The sequence below is a fragment of the Bacillus sp. FSL E2-0195 genome (assembly GCF_038003645.1).
GTDB classification, from domain to species: Bacteria; Bacillota; Bacilli; order Bacillales; family Bacillaceae_G; genus Bacillus_A; species Bacillus_A mycoides.
Genome location: NZ_JBBOPN010000002.1, coordinates 288979 through 304956, shown reverse-complemented (window position 1 = coordinate 304956; position 15978 = coordinate 288979). Strand labels below are relative to the sequence as shown.

The 15978-nt window shown below is 33.0% G+C and carries 15 protein-coding genes and 1 pseudogene; 2 read left to right on the top strand and 14 right to left on the bottom strand.

What is annotated here, in order from left to right:
* Nucleotides 1–238 precede the first annotated feature (238 nt).
* Together MHH59_RS28920 and MHH59_RS28915 are read left to right on the top strand one after the other, a co-directional pair.
* Nucleotides 239–1333 (top strand): Rap family tetratricopeptide repeat protein, encoded by a 1095-nt coding sequence (locus MHH59_RS28920; protein WP_181777928.1) that lies wholly within the window; start codon nucleotides 239–241, stop codon nucleotides 1331–1333.
* Nucleotides 1330–1461, top strand: coding sequence for a Phr family secreted Rap phosphatase inhibitor (locus MHH59_RS28915; RefSeq protein WP_113937285.1), 132 nt, complete (start codon nucleotides 1330–1332; stop codon nucleotides 1459–1461). Before MHH59_RS28920 ends, MHH59_RS28915 begins: the two co-directional genes overlap by 4 nt.
* Before the next feature lie 115 nt (nucleotides 1462–1576).
* On the opposite strand, the gene MHH59_RS28910 is transcribed toward MHH59_RS28915, so the two are convergent.
* The 14 genes and pseudogenes from MHH59_RS28910 to MHH59_RS28840 form a co-directional block, all read right to left on the bottom strand.
* On the bottom strand, nucleotides 1577–1870 hold the full coding sequence (locus MHH59_RS28910) for an ArsR/SmtB family transcription factor (protein WP_113937286.1): 294 nt from the start codon (nucleotides 1868–1870) through the stop codon (nucleotides 1577–1579).
* An 89-nt stretch (nucleotides 1871–1959) separates the two neighbouring features.
* The gene (locus tag MHH59_RS28905) at nucleotides 1960–2391 is read right to left on the bottom strand and encodes a disulfide bond formation protein B (RefSeq protein WP_340853466.1); all 432 of its coding nucleotides are present in this window, start codon (nucleotides 2389–2391) and stop codon (nucleotides 1960–1962) included.
* A gap of 33 nt (nucleotides 2392–2424) precedes the next feature.
* Complete coding sequence (locus MHH59_RS28900; protein ID WP_002139809.1) at nucleotides 2425–2718, bottom strand: hypothetical protein; 294 nt, start codon at nucleotides 2716–2718, stop codon at nucleotides 2425–2427.
* Nucleotides 2719–2793: 75 nt separating this feature from the next.
* Nucleotides 2794–2994, bottom strand: a complete 201-nt coding sequence (locus tag MHH59_RS28895; protein ID WP_201053760.1) for a hypothetical protein — start codon at nucleotides 2992–2994, stop codon at nucleotides 2794–2796.
* A 65-nt stretch (nucleotides 2995–3059) separates the two neighbouring features.
* Nucleotides 3060–3701, bottom strand: coding sequence for a thermonuclease family protein (locus MHH59_RS28890; protein WP_113937290.1), 642 nt, complete (start codon nucleotides 3699–3701; stop codon nucleotides 3060–3062).
* A gap of 411 nt (nucleotides 3702–4112) precedes the next feature.
* A complete protein-coding gene (locus MHH59_RS28880) occupies nucleotides 4113–4229 on the bottom strand; it encodes a DNA topoisomerase I (protein WP_002203966.1) in 117 nt (38 codons plus the stop codon).
* Between the two features lie 398 nt (nucleotides 4230–4627).
* A pseudogene (locus MHH59_RS28875) lies at nucleotides 4628–4993 on the bottom strand (M60 family peptidase N-terminal accessory domain-containing protein); the annotation flags it as partial.
* A gap of 529 nt (nucleotides 4994–5522) precedes the next feature.
* A complete protein-coding gene (locus tag MHH59_RS28870; RefSeq protein ID WP_340853465.1) occupies nucleotides 5523–6731 on the bottom strand; it encodes a macrolide family glycosyltransferase in 1209 nt (402 codons plus the stop codon).
* 242 nt (nucleotides 6732–6973) lie between these two features.
* Nucleotides 6974–7813, bottom strand: coding sequence for a YitT family protein (locus MHH59_RS28865; RefSeq protein ID WP_201055298.1), 840 nt, complete (start codon nucleotides 7811–7813; stop codon nucleotides 6974–6976).
* Between the two features lie 98 nt (nucleotides 7814–7911).
* Nucleotides 7912–8523: a GTP pyrophosphokinase gene (locus tag MHH59_RS28860; RefSeq protein WP_113937321.1), complete on the bottom strand. Its 612-nt coding sequence runs from the start codon at nucleotides 8521–8523 to the stop codon at nucleotides 7912–7914.
* A gap of 35 nt (nucleotides 8524–8558) precedes the next feature.
* Complete coding sequence (locus MHH59_RS28855; RefSeq protein WP_113937294.1) at nucleotides 8559–9182, bottom strand: TetR/AcrR family transcriptional regulator; 624 nt, start codon at nucleotides 9180–9182, stop codon at nucleotides 8559–8561.
* A gap of 179 nt (nucleotides 9183–9361) precedes the next feature.
* Nucleotides 9362–11317, bottom strand: coding sequence for an ABC transporter ATP-binding protein/permease (locus MHH59_RS28850; protein WP_340853461.1), 1956 nt, complete (start codon nucleotides 11315–11317; stop codon nucleotides 9362–9364).
* Between the two features lie 655 nt (nucleotides 11318–11972).
* A complete protein-coding gene (locus tag MHH59_RS28845; RefSeq protein WP_340853460.1) occupies nucleotides 11973–13829 on the bottom strand; it encodes an ABC transporter ATP-binding protein in 1857 nt (618 codons plus the stop codon).
* Nucleotides 13816–15585 carry an ABC transporter ATP-binding protein gene (locus MHH59_RS28840; protein WP_340853458.1) on the bottom strand — a complete coding sequence of 590 codons (1770 nt, stop codon included), beginning with the start codon at nucleotides 15583–15585 and terminating at the stop codon, nucleotides 13816–13818. The genes MHH59_RS28845 and MHH59_RS28840 overlap by 14 nt, the downstream gene beginning before the upstream one ends.
* Nucleotides 15586–15978: the final 393 nt, after the last annotated feature.

The window sequence follows — 15978 nt, the reverse complement described above, 5'->3', positions numbered from 1 at the left end:
GGGGGAGTTCATATTTTAGGACTTTGTTTTGAAATCTCTAATAATTTTTTAAACACTCTCTTTTCAAGCAAACGTGAATTGGTATAGGTCAAAATATTAATATAAGAAAAAATATAAAATAACTATTTTTTCTGAATTTTGTTGAAAAATAAATTGAAATCACTCAAATAATGTTGCTAGTTTGCTATGATGGTAATAAATAGTATTAAGATACTTCTATAGGATGGGGGAATATATAATGATTGTTTCTACAAAGGGGAATAATGAAATTACAAAACTTTTAAATGAGTGGTATATTGAAATCCGCTCAAGACGTATAGGAAATGCTCATCGATTGAAAGAATTAATTGATTCTAAGATTCATAGCATCGAAGAAGATCAGAATTTATTGCTCTACTACTCACTACTAGATTTTAGATATCAATTTGTCATTGATAATTTAAGCGTTTCAAAAAGAAGTTTTGACAAAGTTGAGGCTTTTGATATGCCTACAGATAATTTCTTAGCTTATTATTATCACTTTTTCAAAGGGATTCATGCCTCTACTATTGGCGAATATCAAATCGCAAAAGAGAGTTATGAAAAAGCGGAAACACTTTTAGACTGCGTTCCTGATGAATTAGAAAAAGCTGAATTTTATTATAAAGTTGGAGCTTTTCATTATGATATATATCAAGGGCTCCTGTCTTACAAAAAGGTAACAGAGGCACGAGAAATCTTTGCTCAACATGCTGGGTATGAGATTAATGTAGCGTTTTGTGATAATCTTATAGGCTTAGCTTGTACTCATTTGAGAGAATGGGAACTAGCCGAAGAATATTTCACGAAAGCAATGGATATGTTCCAAAAAACAGATGAAGAGCAATTCATTTTAATGGTGCGTCAAAATTTAGGGTTAATGTATGCTACTCAAAACCTTTCACCATTAGCTATTAGATATCTCTCAGAAGTAAATCAAAAAATGCCTAACAATTATAAGGCACTTTTTATTGAGGCAAGAGAGCATATGAAGAATGGGGATCATTCCGTTGCAAAAGATCTCATAGCAAAAGGATATTCTATTTGTGAAGAGGTTGATAATATAGAATATCTTCACCATTTTAAAATCTTAGACGCAATGAATGCAGATTTTCCTGCCGAAGCGCTTGAAAGAACAGTGCTAGAAGGCGTATCATATTTTAAAGAGCAAGAACTTTTTGAATACATCAAAGAATATGAAGAAAATCTTGCTATTGCACTCTATAAAGAAGATAATCATGTTAAAGCAAGTCAATATTTTTATTCAAGTTCTCAGGCAGGAAAAAAAGCTTTTGAGAAGGAGGCATTAAAATGAAAAAAACATTTTTTGGTTTAGTTGGTGTAATTACTGCTTTAACTTTAATGTTTGGTGCCCAATCCCCTATGGAAACGCAAAAAGCTATTGATGTTGTTCAATACGCACACGGAAATCATGGTGGTTAAAATTTAGATTTAATGAATTTAGAATGGTTAATGCATTATAAAAAGGGAAGAAAAATTTCTTCCCTTTTTTAGATTGTTTTATCTTTTATATACTATTATTATTTATTCTCTCACCCTATAAACCTAGTACACTAACAATCTGGCATGCTTTGGAATTTACAATATGATAGTACATCTCTAATCCCCTTCTTTCTGAACGCAAAATCTTCCCTCGCATTTTAGATAAATGCTGAGATACGGTAGATTGAGGCACATCTAATAACTCTGTTAACTGTGTTACATTACAGATTTTGTGACGTTCTAGTTCCTTCACAATTTGTAATCTAACTGGATGAGCCATAATCTTTAATAATTCTACATCCGCCTCTGGGATTTTGTACATTTCATTACTTACTTGCATTGTTGTCATTTTTAATTTCTCCTTTTCTAAATTCCTTTTTTATTTTTAATATCAATTTATGAGCATTTTATATTTGTACAAGTGTATTTAGATAATAATCAGTGTTTTATTTGGTCTTTTGTCTCTCTGTCAGGTTTAATATATAGAAGTATTATAATGGCTAAAAATCCAACAAAAGATAGCATAGGTATTGAGATGAAACCAAATAAATTTAAGCGATCTTCCGTACAAGAAACTCCTACAGAACATATTTTCATCTCACTCGCAGGGAAGGTTTGAATCGTTATTTGATAAACAGCTAGCAATAAACCACAAAGTGCAAATGGGAATGCATATGTACTTACCAATGGGTCTTTTCTATACATACCAACACCTAATATCAACACTAAGGGATACATGGCCATCCTTTGATACCAGCACAAATCACATGGGGGAAGTTTCATCCATTCACTAAAAACCAAGCTTATAAGCATTGCACTAGTAGCTATCGTCCAAGCAATTGCAATGTGATACTTTCGAATTAATGTCATTCTTCATTCACCTCATTTAATGTTCTGCTCTACTTAGCGTCCGTATGTGATTAGCTTATTTCCATGCTTTGAGAATCCTGTCTCAATGGAAAGTATCCAATCGTTGATATCTTCCCAGTCATATCCTTTTTCTTTTAGTTCTATCGGGAACTTATTCTCGAAATCATCCCGCATTTCGTACATACTTTCCAATGCTTTTTCCATTTGACCAAATTTATAAAAAATGTGCGTGTTTACACGTTTGTTTCTCTTTTCTGATACAGCCAAATATACGTATCGTTTTTCTTTCGCTAAAACGAATTTCAAGAATCCCGCTACCTGACTCATCTCTTCCATCTCCTTCGCGGTTTTCCTTACCACTCTCTTTTTAGTGTGAGTAAGGAAAACTTTCTCTCTTACAGTTTAATTCAATGAATATCTCATTTTTTTGCTTTGAAAATATAAAAAAACACTCATCATCACAATGTTTATTACACCAGCTGCAGCTCCAATTTTTGAAATAACATAGATGTATTCGTTACTACTGAAAGGCATCATGCTCGAAAATATAAAGACAATCGAAATAACAAACGATAAGATCATGTTTCTTTTATTCTCTTTCACACTTAAAAACCTCCTTATTTTAATCTCAAAGCATTAGTATTCTTACTATGCTTGAGTGATATGCGTTAAGCGGCATCATTTCGGTTATAATGATGTTTCTTTTCATCCACAAAACCTTTGATACTCCACACTCCACTTTTAGATGATTTTGCTTTCTTTTCTGCATCTAACATTTGTGGAAGCAGCGTAGTGTTCGGTTTAGTAATATAAGCTACAATTCCGTATCCTGATTTGACCATTAATTCATTTACATGTATTCCCTCGCAAAATAAATACGCTAATTTTCTGCCATACTTGTCTTCTTTTTGTCCATGATCATATACCAGGGTTACATCTTTTCCTTCTATTTGTTTCTTTAGAAAAGAAGATGCTTCTTTACCCATCTTTTGTGGCGGAATCTTTCGAGAAACAGATTCAGGGGTGTCTAATAATAGTAACCTTACCGTCTGCTTCTTCCCGTTTACTTTCACATCTACTGTATCTCCGTCTTTTACATGTATTACTTTTCCTTTACCCGTTTCTAAGCCTTTTAATTTCTCCCTGTATACTTCCGGAATATCAACATTACTCTTTCCTTCTACATTTTGCTGGATTGCTTTCTGGGCCGTTTGTGCAGGTCTCGAATCATTTGTTTGTGTTGAACTGCTACATGCTGTAATTTGAAAGACTAATGATGTTATACAAACAATCTTAATCCATGGTTTCATACCGTAGTATCCTTTCCTATTAGTATCAATATACAAATGGACTATATGCTGGATTAACTTCTTTATAATCACAACATAAGCAAAATCGAACCCACTTTGGATATTCGTTAAACGTAGCCCTGAATGATTGCTTTTTACACTTGGGACATGCTGATATTTCATTCCCCTTATTACGCTTATGACTCTCCACACTCTCAAAAGATACATCTGTAGATGGTATTTCACTCGTACGCAATATATCTTCCCCCTCTCTATTTTTTTAGGGATTTATAGACAACGAAAAAAGGACACACCTATGGCATATGTATGCGTAGGTGTGTCCTTTTGCAGGTAGATTTAGAAGTATTTTGTTACTTTCATCATATCATAATTCTTATTAATTTTATATACAGAATTTAAGATTTTATGATATTATTTCTTTTTCTCATATACAAAAGTAATCCTCTTCTGTTCGGAGTCATATGTTAATTTCGCACCAAACATTTTTCCTGTTTTCTTCGATACAAATCCTTTAATTGTATCCATCATATGTATCAAACCTTTCTTTTTTGGTGTAAAAAGTGTTTTATTACATGATAAAAAGCACCCTACACAAGGATGCTCTTAATGTGATAAGGAGTTAGATATGAGTGAATAAGGAACAACGCAGGGTTGTACCTATACTTGTCCTTATCAAAAGGTGACATAATAACAGCACCCGTTTCCACGAGTACTTTGGTAAAAAAGGGATTAGATGAAATATAACTTGTTTTATACTATATGCTTGTCTCTTTTAAAGTGTGAAAATGAAAAAGAGCACTCTCCTTAAGTGCTCTCTCGCAAAGAATATCGGTAATTATATTTGCAACCGTTCTATATAAGTGTATGCTTCTCAATTATCTTTATGTCTGAAATTGTTATTATATAATCCATTACGGTATGTCATATTTCGTATAAAAAAGAGTAACCATACTTTGATTTGATGTATTTCCAGCTGCATCTACAGCCTTCACTGCATATTTATATTCCTTGTTAGCTGTTAAGTTTTTATCAGTAAACGTCGTTCCTTGTACCTGAATTGTTATTTGTTCATTTGGCTTAGCATATAACCCTGTTGACTCGTATACACTAAAATTTCATTCCCTTCTTTCAATATTTTGAAGTTGGTAGACATCTCCTTTTCCTAAAACTGCAAATACTCGATTTTCCACATTAACAGAATTTTCATACTGTAACATTGTAGATACTTTCTTTTGCTGTGCTTGTTCTTCCGCAAAGACTTCAAATTTAGGCGTTATTCCAGTAGCAAACATAGATAATGTGGCAGTTATCATTACTAAATTTTTTGTTTCTACCCCCTTTTCATAATATCCCTCTGTTGAATTTCTAGATACTTACAATATAAATATATAAGTAATAGATATTACTTATATATTTATATTGTCTATTGACACATTTTACACAATTTAACATAAATATACTCATTTATATAAGAAAATGGATATACTTTAATTCACTTGATAAGAAGAATATTCAAATGAACGTATGAGAAAAAGAAAGAGTTTAATACGTTTATTATAAAAAACGTATTAAACTCTTTAAAATGTCGAAATATTAACACATTATACTTTGGTATAAAAACTTCTAAACAGTTGTAACTAATCACCCCAAAACGAAAAAAGAGCTGACTTCTCAAAGTAACTAATGTAGAGAAAGAAAATTTTCATTTTGGGGGTACTTCAAAATCTTAGCTTGATAGCGATGGGGTTTTATAAAATTCTTAAGTTGATGGCGATGTGGCTGGACCTCTTATAGTTTATACAATTCATTAGATTTGTTTCATTATTCATTATTATAGTTTGATTTTGAAAGCACGTGCAGAATTTCATCCACTGCTTTTTTATATCCACCTGCCGCTTGGAAAGAATCCCTAATTTTACAACTATTTTCTTTGAATTCTTTTCTATATAGTACTGCTTCTGTCTCTTCTCGTAATATTTCTGGAGTTAAGCTCGTTTTGTCTAAATGAACACCCGCTCCTAATTCAGTTACTCTTTTAGCAACTAAGGGTTGATCCGCTGAAATAGGTATTACAACTAATGGTACCCCGTAATATAATGCTTCACTCGAACTATTCATTCCTCCATGTGTAATGAATACACCTGTATGCTGTAATACTTCTAATTGTGGAACATATTTATATAGAATAAAATTAGGAGGAACATTTTTAAATTGTTCTATATCTGTTTTTTTACCAATTGCCAATACAATTGTTGCAGGTGTGTCTTTAAAGGCTTCAAAGCATTTTTCATATAAAGTTGTTTGTTGATTGAGAATAGTTCCCATGGAAATGAAAATCACTTTTTTACCTTTTAAATCTTCTATAGGAAAATCTTCCACATCATGACGCGGTGTGATAGAAGGCCCAACAAATATAAAAGAATCATCAAATTCATTTGCATACGGTTGATACTCCTTCGAAGTATATACAATTGTAATATCTCCCGGATGGTTTATTACGTCACGGAAGCTATCGTACGTGACTCCGTATTGTTCTTTCCATTTGTTAATAATGTCTATACAGTTTTTATTTAAAGGAGATTTTTCACCTAAATATTTAGAATTATCGATTCCGAATAACGAAATCGAATCATTAAAAGCAAATGTTGTACATGAAGAAATCTTTGGTAATTGTAAAGCGGATGCTATAATATATCCCGCCGCAAAATGATGGTCATAAATTACATAATCAAATTGTTCACCTTCGATTTCGGATAAAATATCTTTTACTAGTCTATCCATGACAGAGATCATGTTAGATAACATATCTAACTGATTAACTTTTTGTTTAACATCCTTATTGATATCTGTTTTTGGCCGAAAGTTTTCATATGTTCGAAATTCGGCACCTGTCTTTTCAATTTTATCTCTATAATCTTCAATACAATAATAAACAACTTTTTCGCCTCGTTGTATCAACTCACTTACAATTCCAATTGTCGGATTCACATGACCTTCTCCGGGGAAATTAATAAAAAGTACTTTTGACATAATAAACACTCCTCATTTGTATATCTTAATTTATAATTATCTTAATTAAATATTAAAGCGTAATTATTATTTTCAGGGAGAAAATTATTAAATATATTATAAATGAGTCATCTAGAGATGTATGGTAAGGGATATTTTTTATTTTACCGCTGAAACATATCTTTATATATTAGCTACAAACAATTGAGGAACACCTAAACCAATTTAGATAGCAACCTCCATATTCTGTAATATTTTTACCACTAGTGTATATCTCGTTTTTTAAATCGGCCTCCACGTACTTCTGTAATATCTGCTACAGCTAAGAAAGCAGCTGGGTCTAGTTCTTCAATTAAAGATTTTAATTTAGCCTCTTCAAGTCGGTTAATAATGCAAAAAATAACCTTTTTATTATCCCCCGTATAAGCACCTTCGCCGTGAAGATATGTGACTCCACGACCTAATTGTGAATTAATTGCTTCGCCAAGTTCTTCTTGCTGTTCACTGATAATCCATACAGATTTCGATTGTTCAAAACCATTAACTACGGTATCAATTGCCTTCGATGCAATGACATAAGCTAAAATGGAATACATTGCTCGATCCCAACTGAATACAAATCCTGCGGCTCCTAAAATAAAAACATTAAAAAACATAACAATTTCTCCTACAGAAAAAGGGATTTTCTTATTAACGAGAATTGCGAGAATTTCTGTACCATCTAATGCCCCTCCATATCTAATGACTAGACCAACCCCAACACCAAGTGCCATACCACCAAAAATAGTAGCAAGAAGAATATCATCTGTAAATGCTGGAATTGGGTGAAAAAGTGTAGTCAAAATTGATAAAGTTAATATCCCAAAAATAGTAGAAAACGCAAATGTTTTTCCAATTTGTTTATGCCCCATAAAAACAAAAGGAAGGTTTAATAAAAATAGGAACACACCTAAATTTAATCCTGTGAGGTGAGAAAGCATAATCGAAATTCCGGTAATGCCTCCATCAATAACTTGATTAGGAATTAAGAAAATCTCAAGTCCTGTGGCCATTAATAGCGCTCCAATGATTATAGCTATAGTTCGCTTAATAATTTGAAGCATGGGTAATCTGTGATGTTTTACTTTTATTTGTGCAGTGTCAGCCAAACGTATGCATCCCCCTTAATAAATTTTCTTTTTCCTTGCTCTCATATTATTGTTTAACAATTTAAATCATTTACTTTTTTATGGATATCCTTCATTTTTTCATCCAAAGATTTTACCGTTTCTGCTGCCTCTTTAAGTTCTTTTTCAAGATAGAAAGGGATTTTTTTATCATACTTATAATAAATTTTATGTTCTAGGCTAGCCCAAAAATCCATCGCTAAGGTGCGAAGCTGAATTTCAACATAAACCTTCTCTACATTTTTGGATAGTGTCACAGGAATTTGAACAACTACATGTAAACTTTGATATCCATTTGATTTTGGGTTTGTAATATAATCTTTCACTTGTACAATTTTGATATCATTTCGGTTAGATAATTGTGAATAGATATCATAGATATCGCTTACAAAAGAACAAATAATTCTCATCCCAGCAATATCATACAAATGTTCTTTCGTATTTAACAGGGAAGGACTAATTTTCTTTCGATCAAGTTTTGATTGAATACTTTCTAAAGACTTGAGTCGTATCTTAATATGTTCAATTTGATTGTGATTATTTAAATATTTTGCTTCCTCAGCTATAATATTGATTTTTGTTTTCATTTCGTCCAAGGCAAACTTATAAGGTAATAAGAACTGACCCCATTTTTTCATATCTTCCATTTGGAGCTTCCTCATTTCTTTGACTTCTAAAACTTTCATTTATTCGAACCTTTATAAAGCCCTTTTTTAAGCAAAGAAAGTTCTAAAGCATAGTTTTTCACTGATTCATCGAAAGGTATTTCCTTTGCGAAATTTTGAATAAGATTTTGAAATGTCACCGCCATGACAATCTTCATGATATGAAATATTTCTCGTTCTTCTACAATGTTCAATTTTTCTTTATTTATTAACACCATGATTTCTGATAATCGACTTTTATTGTTTTCCTCGTTCACATTTCGGATCAATGTATTTTCAACTTTATAATTCATATTCAAAAAGGCATTTCTAAAAAATTTTCGATTTTCTAGGTTCTGAAATTTTGTTAGCATATATTGGTATAATTCAATATGAGCGTCAAATAAATCACCATCCTTTTCTTTTAATATCGAAATAAATTTTTCATTGTTCTTTTTGGAATATTCATCTAATAAAAAGAAGAAAACATCTTCTTTATTCTCAAAGTATTGATAAAAACTTCCCCTAGGTATTCCAGCATCTTTGATGATGTTGGAAATTGATGCTTCAAATAAAGAAACTCTTGAAAATTCTTTCATTGCTGCCTGAATTAATGCTTCTTTCTTTTCACCTGCTAAATTAAAAAATGTTTGTTTGGGCATTTTTTCCTCCGATCATACGAATGACAATATGTCATCCCCGTTTATAAATATGGGTCTTTTTCATTATTAATATTCTATAAAGCGAAAAATTTCATTTAAGTCCTGTTAATGAATACTCTTCATTATCCTAAGGTTAACACAAATTAGATTTGTGTTAACCTTAGATACAAATCACTATTCTATTCAAACCTCAGTGATTCCATTGGATCCAACTTTGCAGCTTTGGATGCTGGCATAATTCCAGCTATTACACTTACAATTATACTTACCGCTATACCTAAAAACATATTTTGAGCTGTTAGATTGATCAGCTCTGCACCAAAGCTATTTGATAACAGGCTATTCCCAATTAAACTAATTACACTGGCACCTGTTACAGCTATTAAACCACTAAATAAACCAAGCAAAGCGGATTCTGAGAAGAAAATTCGTTTTATATCTTTCTTTCTCGCTCCTACAGCACGCAATATTCCGATTTCTTTTGTTCTTTCAACTACACTGATATATAAAACGACTAAAATCATAATACCTGAAACAATTAGAGAGATTCCCGAAATTCCTGCTAGAAGTGCAGTTGCCATATCTAAATAAGATGTAACTTGTTTAAGCATTTCAGCCATTTGGGAACTTTCAAATCCATATTTGTCTAATTCGGTTTTAATTCCTTCTACCTGTTGTTGTTTTTCAGCAAAAGCATTGATTTGAGTAGGGCTTAAAGTCAACCCCTGCTCTGCATATGTTTTCTCTAATGTTTCATATTGTACATATGCCATAGTTATCCCTTGCGGCCCCATATTTTCAGCTTTATATACACCGGATACTTTTAATTTATTCTCGATAGTAACAGGTTTATTGCCCTGTCCTATTTCGTTCACATAGACACTTATTTCTTTGCCAATTAATGAATTGTAGTCTTCTCCATTGCTTAATGATTTAGCTAGTGCCGGTGTTAAAAGAACTTCATTTTTGCTAGGAAGATTTCCTTTTTCTAAATTTTCTTTCTTTACAGAATCGGTCATTGTTGAAAATTTCATAATATCTGAACGCTTATCTCCATATAATGCACTACTTTTCATGTCAAAAGATGTTACTTTTTCTATACTCTTAACGTGTTCAATATTTTTAATTTTTTCAATATCTTCTTCCTTTAAAGGATCTTTTGCCGCTAGCATGGACATGGAATTGTCGGCCTTATCTTCTTTCCCTTTTGTAATTTCAACCATTAAAGGGTTCATGCTGGAGTTGATTTCATCATTCATATACTTTGTAACACCGCTACCTAAAGACAACATCAAAATAACACTTAATATACCGATGGAACCACCTAAAGCAACTAGTATATTTCTTTTTGCATTCAACTTCATATTTTTTAACGCAAGTTTGAGTGAAGAAGTTAGGCTCAGACTTTTGGATTTCACTTGTTTCGTTTTTTTGTTAGATGGATAACTTTCCTTCAAATGTATATCTTCAATAATTCTACCGTCATCGATTTTCACAATCCTACTACCAGAATCGGCAACCTTTTGAGAGTGAGTTACAGTAATTACAAGCCTTCCTTTCTTTGCAATGTTATCTAATAGTTCTAGTATTTGTTGACTTGTTTCTTTATCCAAAGCGCCTGTTGGCTCATCAGCCAAGAGAATGTCTGGTTCGTTTGCTAATGCGCGTGCGATTGCTACACGTTGTTTTTGCCCCCCAGAAAGTTGATTTGGCTTTTTCATCATATGTTCTTTTAAGCCAACTTCAGCTAAAAGTTCTTCCGCCCTTTCATTTCGTTCTTTTTCGCTTTTACTTGCCATTTGCATCGCAATCGTTACGTTCTCTAACACACTTAAGTGAGGAATTAAATTGAAGCTTTGAAAAACAAATCCAATTTTATTTTTTCTATAATCATCAAGTTCATATTCCTTCATAGTCTTTAGGTTCTTTCCTTCTACAAGGACCTCTCCATTAAAGTCAGAGTCCATACCGCCAATGATATTCATTAATGTTGATTTTCCACATCCTGATTCACCAAGTATAGACACGAACTCCCCCTTATTAAAGGTTAAATTTATATCATGGAGGATCGTTGACTTTTCTTTTTTATATATGGTATATGATTTATTAATATTTTTTACTTCTAATAATTTCATTTATGCTCCTCCTAATAAAGTTGATTTTTTTATAATTTAGAAAAACTCTTTTTTTCCGCTTGAGATATTCTTCTAATAAAATGAGAAAAATATCTGTAATCAAAATACTGATAAATCAACAAATCCTTGTTTAAGAATACTATTCCCCTCCAATCCAACCAACATATGACAACGTGTCACAACTGGGTATAAATCCATATTACATGACAACGTGTCATACGTCAAAGGGAAAATATGACACGTTGTCATAATAATTTAACCAAAATTTATTAGGAATTGAATCAATTTTTGGACTTCTAGATGCATGGAGTACTGAATGAAGATGATATCCATCCGAAAAATGTGGCACCTGACACTTTTAAGATTTAATGTATAAATAAAAGTAAGCTCCATTTTTAATTTAATGGAGCTTACTTTTATTTGCTAAATTTTTTGACCTATGACACAACCGAATAGTATGCCAAACATAAGGTATTTAAATTACATCAGCTATAATCTCAAAACTTGTCTTTGTTCAACCAACCTCATCCAGTAAATTAATTTTATGGTCTGGAAAGAGTCTATATCTATTTCTAGCCCTACCTACTATACCTTCGTACTTCATTCACCAGCTTTTAGCCACAAGGATCCTGAGAAAGAAGTTAGTAATTAATACTTAAGAGACTGATTCAAATTGACTATTATACAGATCCGCATAGAATCCACCTTTGGCTAGTAACTCCTCATGGTTTCCAGTTTCTAAAATGTCTCCCTCTTTCATCACTAAGATCAAGTCAGCATTTTTTATCGTCGAAAGACGGTGTGCAATGACAAAAGATGTTTTCCCAACTGTTAAACGATCCATTGCTTTTTGAATTAATAATTCCGTACGTGTATCAACTGAGCTCGTAGCCTCATCTAGAATTAATAATGGGGCATTTTCAATCATCGCACGGGCAATCGTAATTAATTGTTTTTGTCCAGCTGATAAATTCGCTTTATCATTTAATACGGTATCATAACCTTTAGATAAGTTTTTAATCGTATTATGCAGCCCAACTGCTTTACATGTTGCTATGATTTCTTCATCTGAAACATTTGCCTTAGAATAGACAATATTGTCGCGAATCGTCCCTTCGAATAACCATGTGTCCTGAAGTACCATACAGAATAGATCATGCACATGTTCACGAGTTAATTGATTTATAGGAACCCCATCAATAGTAATTTCTCCACTGTTCAGTTCATAGAATCGCATTAATAAATTTACTAATGTCGTTTTTCCAGCACCCGTTGGACCTACGATAGCTACTTTTTGTCCTGCATTTACTTTAGCAGAGAAGTCTTTAATGATTAGACGATCTTTATCATAGCCAAATTTAACATGATTAAATTCCACATCCCCTTTGACATTGTCTAATCTCATTGTTTTTTCACTTTCATCTGACAATTCTTCTTCTGCTAAAAATTCAAATACACGTTCACTTGCTGCCGCTGTAGATTGCAGATTCGTTGCAGCTTGTGCTAATTGTGATAAAGGCTGTGTGAACAAACGAATATAGACCATAAAGGCAACGATTGTTCCAATTGTAATTACACCATTTGTCACAAGTAATGCACCAACAATACAAACTGCTACATAGCCAAAGTTCCCGATAAATTGCATGATAGGCATCATAATCCCAGACATAAACTGTGATTTCCAAGCATTATCAAACAGACGATCATTGATTGTATGGAATACTTCTTTTGCTTCCTTTTCACCGTTATATGCTTTTACGATATGGTGACCTGCATACATTTCTTCAATATGGCCATTGATTTTCCCGAGCTCAGCCTGTTGCTGTACGAAGTATTTTTGAGAACGCTTCATAATCAATGTCATTAAAATAAATCCAATTAAGGTTGCAACAATTCCTGTTATAGCCATAATCCAGTTTGTATAGAACATCATTATCAATGCACCAACAAAAGTTGCGATTGCCGTTACTAATTGTCCTAGGCTGTTATTTAACGTTTGACCAATTGTATCAACATCATTTGTTACACGGCTCAATATATTTCCATAACTCGTTTTATCAAAGTAACTTAAAGGGATTCGATTCATTTTTTGCGATAATTCTGTACGCATTTTTCTTGTGATTTTTTGTGTTACTGTTGCCATTATAAAACCTTGTATATAATTAAATACCAGGCCTAATCCGTAGAGAACCACTAGAATGATTCCGATACTCTTGATCGCATCTAAATCAATTTCACCCATAATCCCTTCTTGGATAACATCGGTCATTTCACTTAATTTATCTGGGCCATATACGTTAAATGCAGAACCCACAAAAGCTAATATTAAGGCAAAAATGACAATGGGTATATAAGACTTACAGTAGGAAATCAGCTGTTGAATCGTTTTTTTAAAATTGTTTACTTTTTGTCCTTGGGCCCTGCCACCCATTGGACTAAGCCCTCCGCCCATCTGTCTCCCGTTTTTTGAGTTTTTTTCATGATCTCCAATGGTATAATCATTTTTGGCCATCAGTCAATTCCTCCTTCGAAAGCTGAGAATATGCAATCTCTTGATACGTCTCGCAGCTATGCATTAATTGTTCATGTGTTCCATTCCCAACTACTTCTCCCTCTTCAAGCACAATAATGCGGTCTGCGTCTTTAATTGTTCCGATGCGCTGTGCAACAATTAAGGTAGTGGCATCCTTCGTTTCTTTTCTTAAAGCAGAACGTAGAACCCTGTCTGTTTTGTAGTCTAATGCTGAAAATGAGTCATCGAAGATATAAATTTCTGGTTTCCGATAAATTGCACGAGCAATAGATATACGCTGTTTTTGTCCCCCAGATACGTTTGTACCACCTTGTGATATCTGCCCCTCATATTGTCCTTCAAGCTTTTCTACGAATTCTTTCCCTTGTGCAATTTCTAATGCTTCTTTGACAGCATTTAGTGACGAATCCATATGTCCAGATTCTCCATAGGAAACGTTCGAAGTTACAGTACCACTGAATAACACAGACGATTGTGAAACGTAGCCAATTTTATCGTGTAGAGTTTCTTGTCTGTAATTCTTTACATTTATGCCATCAACCAATACTTCACCTTCAGAAACATCATTGAAACGAGGAATTAAATTTACCAAACTTGTTTTTCCACTGCCCGTGGATCCAATAAAAGCTACCGTTTCCCCTTTTTTTGCAGTAAAGTTAATGTTACGAAGAATATGGTTCTCTGAATCTGGATATTTAAAGCCAACATTGCGGAACTCAATCTCTCCCACAATACCTGGTTTTCCTTCTGTAACTGTGCCATCTTTAATTTTCGTTTCTGTTTCAAGTACTTCCATAATACGTTTTGCCGATACCGTAGCACGAGGTAACATAATGAAAATCATACTTACCATCATAAAAGCCATTACAACTTGCATGGCATACGATGAGAAAACAACTATATCCGAGAAAACTGTAATTCGATCTATCATCTGTGCTTCGTTAATTAAATAAGCACCAATCCAATAAATCGCAACACTTAAACCAGACATAATTAGCGTCATCCCTGGTCCAATAATTGCCATTAAACGATTAGCAAAAAGATTTGTTTTGGTTAATTCAATATTAGCCTTTTCGAATTTATTTTCTTCATAACTCTTAGCGTTATAAGCACGTACAACTCGCATCCCAGTTAAGTTTTCACGAGTTACACGGTTTAAATTATCAGTAAGCGTTTGGATGATTTTGAACTTTGGTAGCGCAAATAGAATAATCACAGCTAACATCATACATAAAACTACAACTGCTATACCTGTAGCTGTTGTCAATTGCCAGCTCTTCCCTGAAATTTTCATGATTGCCCAAACAGCTAAAATTGGTGCTTTTACAATTACCTGTAATCCCATTGCCACAATAAATTGGATTTGAGTAACATCATTAGTTGAACGAGTAATCAAGCTTGCTATTGAAAAACGATTAATTTCTTCAAGTGAAAAAGATAAAGTTTTATCAAAAACTAATCCACGTAGACGTTTGGATAATCCCGCCGCGACCTTAGCAGCAAAGTATCCTACAATAACAGCAGTAACCATACTTCCTACTGCACAGAGTAGCATATATGCTCCAGGTCCAATAATTTGAGAAAAGTTCGTACCCTCCATTTGGATTAATGTCGTGATTTCAGCCATATAGTCCGGTAGCTTTAAATCAAGCCAAACCTGTACTGTAATGAATGCTATACTTAATAGAACAAGTATCCATTCATTCTTTTTTAAATACTTAAATATTTTCAACATATCGATTCCCCTTTTACCTTATAGTGTAAGATATTCGAAAAATTATTATGCAATCCAGTGCTGAACTATAAGCTTAACAATCCTCATGAAAACTGCTCATTTTTTCGAAGCCTATAAGGGATTTTATATATGATTATAAGAACAAACGCTTTGAAAGCTCTGCAAACTACTACGCATCTTCTTTCCCAAGCTTTTTCAGTTTCATTTCCATTTTCTTAATTCCTTGTTCGTGCTAAAATGATTTGTTTACCAGCATCCATAGAATTGATATCAGCTATCTCAAATTTTGTTTGCATTTCATCCAAAGCAATCTTATAAGGTAATAAGAATTCCTTCCATTTTATACCCCCTTATCTTTAGAACTTTAATTTATTAACGAAAGAAACAGGTTTT